This is a genomic window from Okeania sp. (assembly GCF_983059655.1).
Genome location: NZ_CEZPJD010000227.1, coordinates 2568 through 10518, shown reverse-complemented (window position 1 = coordinate 10518; position 7951 = coordinate 2568). Strand labels below are relative to the sequence as shown.

The window sequence follows — 7951 nt, the reverse complement described above, 5'->3', positions numbered from 1 at the left end:
GAAATCTCTACTAAGCGATCGCCCATTAACTATAAATACCTGTAGAGACTATTGATAATCCCTACAGGTATTTGTACATTATCTTATCAGATCAAGGTATGGTGCGATCGTCAATAATATTTTCTTAAGATTGACGAACCAAATAATTAACTTTTAGCAACCATTTCAGGCTCTAATACTTTGCCTTTAGGAAGTTCCCCAGTTGCAAAGATTTGAGGATCGCTATAATCTACTCTTGCATCCTCTGGAATATTTGTGAAAGCTATTCTAGACTTAGACTCATAGTTGAAATTGCCCCAAGGTATAGTATCTTCCAATGACATCTGGATTGGTAATGTGATTGGTAAAAATGCGACCACAAACCGAAATACATCCACTGTCATGTATAAAGTATAAAACACTAACCCCAAACCAATACTGACTAGAGGCGATAAGTCAATTCCCCAAAAACAGAATGCAGCAATAAGTAAAGATAGGATGTAAGGATACGAAAGGCTCATGAAGAGAAACAATACAGCAAAGGAAACAGGAGGAGTTCCATAAAGATGATTAATCCTTTCCGCATAACCTTCCTTAGCACCTTCAACCGAGCCATGTCCATACTGGCGAAAACGTAAAGGCATTGGAGCTCCGAATAGAAAACCCTGAAGTTGCTTCCAAGAACCCAAGTGCTGCCAAATTTTAGGTTGAGTACCAATTAATTCTGCCATTTCTTCCATCCATTGATCGAAGAAATATATATGAGGCCAACGCTCTGTCATCTTTGGATTTTTGCATGCGTGATCGTCAGCTTCTTTCTTAATTAGTTTTTTCAACTCTTCTTTCTCTGGCAACTCAAACCCACCAGAAAAAACTTGAGCAATAAAGCGTGACTGCATTTCTGCCATAGCAGGGATGGAGCCAATAGTTGGTCGAACAGTACCAGTAAATGCCAGACCAGGCATATCGGGATGTATACAGCCTCTATACAAGTCTTGGTGTCGGTATTGCCAGTTATCAGGAAACTCAATTAGGGCAGCTCCAGACTTAAATCCTGTATTAGCTACCACCATATCTACTTCTTCTCGACTTCCATCTGGGAAGTAAGCACCTGTTTCATCAAAGCGCTCTACCTTACCTTTTGCTATAATTTTACCACTATGAACCAAATACATGATATCGTCAGGAGGAGTATCTGGTCGAGTCAGATTACCACTAACATCTCCAAAATTGCTGCTAGGTTTAGGCCAGTACTTACCTGCCCAGTAATAAGGAATATAAGCTGTTGGTAGCCATTCTTTAGGAAACTTTTGTAACCATGGATGATAATTAGCAAAAGCGGTACGTAATGGCTCTGGTAGGCGAGTAATCCAGCTCATTTGCGCACTCAATATTTCCTGATAGTCCTTAATGTATTGACCAATTGGCCAGAATTGGATCTGATCGAATGGTTTATTAGTATGAGGATAAACGCGAGGAGCAAAATTAAAACCACCCGCTGCCACAACAGTTTTATCTGCTACACTGCTAATTTCAGAGCTGATTCCAATTCCACTTTCACCAAGACCCATGCACACTACTTTTTTACCCCGAAATTCTTCCGGGCCTTTATATTTGAATCCGTGCATTACAGTACCAGTAAACTTATCTAGTCCTGGAATTTCCCTGATAACTGGTTTGCCATGTAAACCAGTGCTAACAACTACATAATCGTAACCACTATAAGTTTCCTTATCGGTGATTACATCGTATTTTTTTCCATCACTGCTGCGAGCGATCGCCTTGACATCAACTCCAAACTTAACTTTATCTTCTAAGCCATAATGTTTAGTAAATGAGCTTAGATATTCCATCATTTCTTCCGGTTTCATGAAGTCAGCGTATTCACTTGGTGCTTGGTAACAGCCATATTCTGTCATCCACTTGGAAGATGTGAGGGTTGAAGTCTTCCAGCAATATTTGTGCCATACACCACCTAAAGTTGCTTCCTTTTCTAAAATCGTCAAGTCCACACCGATGTCTAATAGTTCTTTGGCAGCTATTAGGCCAGAAGATCCAGCCCCTATAACTAGACCTCGCTTTGTTTCTGTCATCACCATTTCCTTATGTTTAAAGCTTTTTAACTTTACGAGTTAAGAATTATTTAATTTTATCCTAAAGATAATGATGATACATTATTTTCTATTTGTCAATACTTCACTATTGTAAAAATTACAATAGGCTTTCTAAAAAAATATAGCAGACAAAAAAACTAGGAAATGCGATCAATTTTTATCGCAAGTATTTTCATTTCATTTAGAACTATCTATTATGTCTTTGTGATCTAAAAATCTTATCTAATCTACAAAATATCTTTTATATTTTTTCTTTTTTTCAATAACCAAATTTTTTTTTATTCCCTGATAGATATTGTCTTGTTCCTTACTTTTTTACTACATACTTTAGCAAGTAGTCCATATAATATCAAATCTGTTTAAACAGTCTTGGGTTTCTCAATTATTATTATTTTATTTTTAAAGCAACCCAAAGCACAATTTTACCGTGTTATTTAATTCACATTTTTTGAGATACTTTGCTCTTTCATTCTGACTGACAATCTATAATAATGCTCAATCTAAAACTATCACAATATCAACTGCTAAACTATCACTAATAACTGAAATTCCAAGTATCATCTCCTGCTTGTATTATGGTTATCGCTACTACTTCTAAATACCTCAAAATTTTTGTCTAAATCTAACCAAAAAGTCCCCTGTCTTTCTTTTTCTCAATGATGACAAGTAAAGGTTGTGCATTTTGTTCTACTGTTCCTGATAGTTTTAGTTCTGCGACAACATCGGATATATTATTCAATAACTTACCTTCCCCATTCAATAAATCTTTGATATCATCTTCTTTGGCTTTACCGTATTCGACTACAACAGTATTTGGTTTTTGTTTTCTAACATTTTCTTTTTCCAAATCTTGATTAATTTGATCGGTAATCTGAAGTCTTAGAAAGTTAAACTCCGAGAAACCAAAATAATCTACATATTGTTTAGTATGTTGGTAAGAAAACTGTAGATAATAATCAATTAAACCAAAAACGCTAGTAGTAGATAACAAATTACGATTAAATTGCTTTAGTACACCTACAATGGGAATTGTACTAACTGAGTTGACTAAATAAGCAAAAACATTTTCTAGTTCTTGATCTACTCTTGCAGCACCACCTAACATTTTAGTTATAATTTCGGCAAAGAGTTTAGAAAATTCTTCTGCTAACTCGTGAAATTTATCTTCCACAATATTAGGCATAAATGGTATCCTTTCTAAGTGTTGCAGCCAAATCAAGTATATTAGTGTACTACATTGAGTTACAATATATGTTTTAAGAATTTCATTTTGATTGATCTGTTCAGACACTTTGGACGGTTCAAACCTGCCGGAGTATGCTATTGTCTTGGATATGGGCGTATACTTATGATGTTGAGTACCCTGCAGCATAATTTCAAGGAAGCTACTAATCAGTATATTGTTTGATATCTCTGGTGCGTATAGAGTTGGCATAGTACTGAGACCATTGATTGTTGACATATAAGGAACAATATCCTTGTCACACCAAATTCGTTCTGTGCGATCGCCTAGTTTGCACTGATAATACTCTGTAAAAGCTTCATTTCCAGGACTCATACCTGCTACAGATGCCACTTTGATTGTGGCCATATTATTGCTATCCCATTCTGATTGACAGTCTAGTAATGATAAACCGAGCAACGGTGAAATAGTACCTCCTAAACTATGACCCGCTACTGTTATTTCCACAGGTTTAGTAGCATTGCTGACTATTTCTCCAAGAATATCAACCAGAGAATTACCTTGAGCATCCTGCATTCTAGTCATGTGAACTTTCAATGCCGTACTTAATCCTGAGGATACTGCTGGTTCATCAGTATACGCTGCATCTTGTTTACTATTCCAGGGTTGACCTTGATTCCATTTTCTCACAGAAAAAAAACGAGCGTTTTCAAACAATATAGTGTAGATTGAGAATGGATTTGTTCCTGCAACAGAAACGACATATTTATCTATGTCTGTACTTTCAGCATATTTAGCGACATACATTGTACTATCAGCGACTGAAGAATACCTCCTTTGATAAACATATACCCCCCATACAAGTTCCCATTTTCCAATTAATTTCTGAGCTTTTTGACTAGCAAAAGTTTTCTTGACTGATGAAGTTGCTAAATTTGTTAGATATTCTTTTGAACCACTATAAGCTTTAGGAAAGGATACACAATAGACCAGCCACATGTGGGATAATATCGTTTGTTGCCAAGTGTATTCTCCTGGTTGTATCTTTTTTTCTGTTATTGTTGTTGCCATTGTTATTTTTCCTTATTGGTTTCTTGCTAATAATCTTGAATATTTATGAACCTTAAGCATTATTTCAAGGCAGTTATAAATTATGAATCGAGTGCGTAATTCTGGGGTTCCCATTTCCTGTGGAAAGGTTACGCCAACAAAATTTAAGACGCACTCAAGACACTCAAAAGTCATGCATTAAGCATTTACTAACCAAGCAAACCTTTATCACTTATCTTTTTCTCCACTACTACAATTAAAGGTTGTGCATTTTTCTCTACCTGACCTGACTGTTTTAGTTGTGCAACAACATCAGATATTCCTTCAAGTAGCTTACCTTCGCCGTTAAATAAATCGTCAATATCGTCTTCTTTGGCTTTACCATAATCCACAAGAATAGTATTGACTTTTTGCTTCTTGTTCTCTTCTGTACCAAGTCTTGCCTCTACTTGACTGGTAATTTTTGCTTTGATGTCGTAAAGCTCTTGAACTTCATAATATGCAACATATTGGTCTACGTGCTGGAAGTAGAACTGCATATACCAATCCATCAAATGATAGATGTTCTCACCAGTAATTAAGTTCTTAGGAAGAGCAGACATTACAAGAGAAAGATTTATTGGGATACCAATATGATCGAGTACATCCTCAAGCATTGACTCAATTTTCTGATCTATTTTGTCTGCTGTCACACCTTCGTCAATGACTTCAGCAAAAAAGTTTGACACGATAGAAGTAGATGACTTAATGACACTTTGCATCTTACTTTCAAGAGGAGCAAAAACTTGACCCACAAATGGAATCTTTTCTAATTCGCTAGACACATCTAGTAAGCTACTCAGAAAAACGTAAAGTAGCATTCCGGCACACTGTTCTGAAAGAAAATCTTTTACTTCAGGATATTGGTTAATATTTTCGAGGCGGAAATCATTATTAACCGTTCCAGTATAAGCTGCCAGAGAGGTAACACCATGATAGTTATAGCGTTCAATCGACTTATTGAATCCTAAGCATAAAGCATTAATCAACGGAGTAGCAGGAATATCAGGCTCATATAGGCCAGCAACCGCAGCAAGACCTTCCTTTTTGGCAGCATTAGGAACAACATCAAGAGAGCACCATAAACGTTGAGTTATGTCACCAATTTTTGATGTGTAGTACTCCTGAAAAGCTAGGTTTCCTGGAGTTGGCCCTGCTAGGGAATAAACTCCTTTTAAAGCAGCGATACCACTGCTATTCCACTCGGACTCACGTTCAAATAAGGATAGACTCATCAGTGGAGCTAGGGTACCTGCTAAACTATGACCTACTACATAAAGATCTATTGGTTTAGTAGAGCTACTGGTTATTTTCTGGAGAGCTTCTATAACCAAAGTACCATTACTGTCCTTAGTCTTATTAAATACTGTATTTAAAGCCCTTGTAAATCCTGAAGAGATAGAGGGTTCAGTACTAGCTTTGAAATTTGGTGGGCTTTCCCAGGGTTTGCCATTTTTCCACTCTTTAGTTGAGAATAAATCAGAATCTTCAAATAGAACACTGTACAATGATTTCATATTTGTTCCAGCCACAGAAAGAACATAAGTATCTTTTTCTGGATTGTTATCATTGTACTTAGCAATATAGAGTGTGTTGTCATTCACTCCAGACTCTGGGAATTGAAAAATAGCAAAACCCCATACGAGTTCCCATGTGCCTATCATTTTTTTGACTCTGGGATCGGCTAGAATTTCCTGAGCTGATTGAGTAGATAGTTGTTGTAAATATTCTTTTGAACCTACATAAGAATAAGGGAATGAAATGCAGTAGATAATCCACATATGGGACAACATTATCTGTTCCCAAGTGTATTCTGTTGATGGAGCTTTAGGTGTTGCGGGTTCCGTTTGTATAGTTTTATATTTTGTTGCCACTGTAATCTCTCCTTTAATTAGTGGTGCAAAGCTGGATAATTTGAAAACAGTAGGGACAAGATTGGGTTTTCAGGATATCATCTACAAGCTGGTTGCAAAATCAAAGATCGACCCAATTAATTAATAATTATATTGTCCTTGTTGATTTTTGTTAAAAACAAAAACTTAACCAAGATAATTATACAAGATTTTTGTATCTACACAAAAGTATTTTGACACAATAATTATCACCTTTAATAACAGGTTAAGAAAAATTAAAGTCCTTGGGATTAGCTTGAAAAGTGTTGAGCCAATAACGCACAGTTGAAAAAGGCCAATTATTTACTATCTTGCCTGTTTTTGTTTTGTACCAACTACTGCAACCACTATTCCACACAGTTTGAGCAGCAGCAACCTGTATTTTTTTGTTATATTCAGAATTAATATCAGGCTTCACATCTAAATATTTCTGTGAATTATTTTGCATCATTTGGATACAAGAAAGAATGTAGTTTACTTGACATTCAACCATAAAAATAATTGACTGAGTACCTGTATTTGTATTAGGTCCATAAAGCATAAACAAATTAGGAAATCCTGGAATCATAATTCCTTTATATGCTTCTGCTCCATCTTGCCATTTTTCTTGTAACAATTGATTGTTTAAACCAACTATTTTAATTGATGATAGGAGGACTGTATTAAATCCTGTAGCAAATATCAAAGTATTTATGGGATATTCTGTACCATCTTTGGTAATAATTTGATTCTGATTAATTCCTTTAATTTCATCAGCAACTACTTCTACATTAGGAAGTTGTAGAGCTTGATAATAATCATTGGAAATTAAAATGCGCTTACAACCAACTTGATAGTTGGGTTTTAGAATAGACTTGAGACTTTCTTTTTTAACTATCCTATTCCTTTGAAAGTCCAGGAAAGCGGTACTGATTTTGCTAACAATATTGTCTTGTTTTATAGTCAGATAAACAACAAAAAATTCATGAACTAGATATAGAAACCATCTATATAATCTAATTGTAAATGAAAAGTTTTTACCTAACCAATGAATAAAATTTGTAAATGGAAAATCCAGCTTAGGTGCAATCCAGGGAGCGCTACGTTGAAAAACAATCAATTTTTTCACCTGTTGAGCGATAATCGGAACAAACTGAATTGCACTTGCACCAGTACCAATTACTGCTACTGTTTCATCTTTTAGATCATGTTCGTGATTCCAACGAGCAGAATGAAATTGAGTTCCTGAAAATGTTTCTAAACCATCAATATGAGGATTTTTTGGTTGATTTAATTGTCCACAACCACTAACTAAAATATTGGCATAAAATTCTTCTCCAGAAGCAGTATAAATACGCCAAATATTTTTTTCTGAGTCAAAAAAAACACTATTAATTTCTGTATTAAAAGTAATGTGTTTTCTAATATCATATTTATCAGCGCAGTGTTCTAGATATTTAAGTATTTCTGGTTGTTTGGGATAATTCCGCGTCCAGTCACTTTTAGGTTCAAATGAATATGAATATAAAATAGATGCTGTATCACAACCACAACCAGGGTATGTATTATCGTGCCATGTTCCCCCTACGTTATCTGCTTTTTCATAAATTTTGAAGGTTGTAATACCAGCTTTTCTGAGATTAATTGCCATACACAGACCAGATATTCCAGCACCGATGATAGCAATTTCTAAGTTTTGTTCTTGGTTAGTAGAA

General features: G+C 35.4%; 4 protein-coding genes. All 4 read right to left on the bottom strand.

The window, feature by feature from the left end:
* Positions 1-146: 146 nt before the first annotated feature.
* Positions 147-2072: a flavin-containing monooxygenase gene (locus AC3DU7_RS14500; protein WP_488040037.1), complete on the bottom strand. Its 1926-nt coding sequence runs from the start codon at positions 2070-2072 to the stop codon at positions 147-149.
* A gap of 643 nt (positions 2073-2715) precedes the next feature.
* On the bottom strand, positions 2716-4347 hold the full coding sequence (locus AC3DU7_RS14495; RefSeq protein WP_488040036.1) for a DUF6200 domain-containing protein: 1632 nt from the start codon (positions 4345-4347) through the stop codon (positions 2716-2718).
* Positions 4348-4535: 188 nt separating this feature from the next.
* The gene (locus AC3DU7_RS14490; RefSeq protein ID WP_488040035.1) at positions 4536-6239 is read right to left on the bottom strand and encodes a DUF6200 domain-containing protein; all 1704 of its coding nucleotides are present in this window, start codon (positions 6237-6239) and stop codon (positions 4536-4538) included.
* A gap of 244 nt (positions 6240-6483) precedes the next feature.
* Positions 6484-7951 (bottom strand): flavin-containing monooxygenase (locus AC3DU7_RS14485; RefSeq protein WP_488040034.1); only part of this gene is annotated, 1468 nt, incomplete at its 5' end.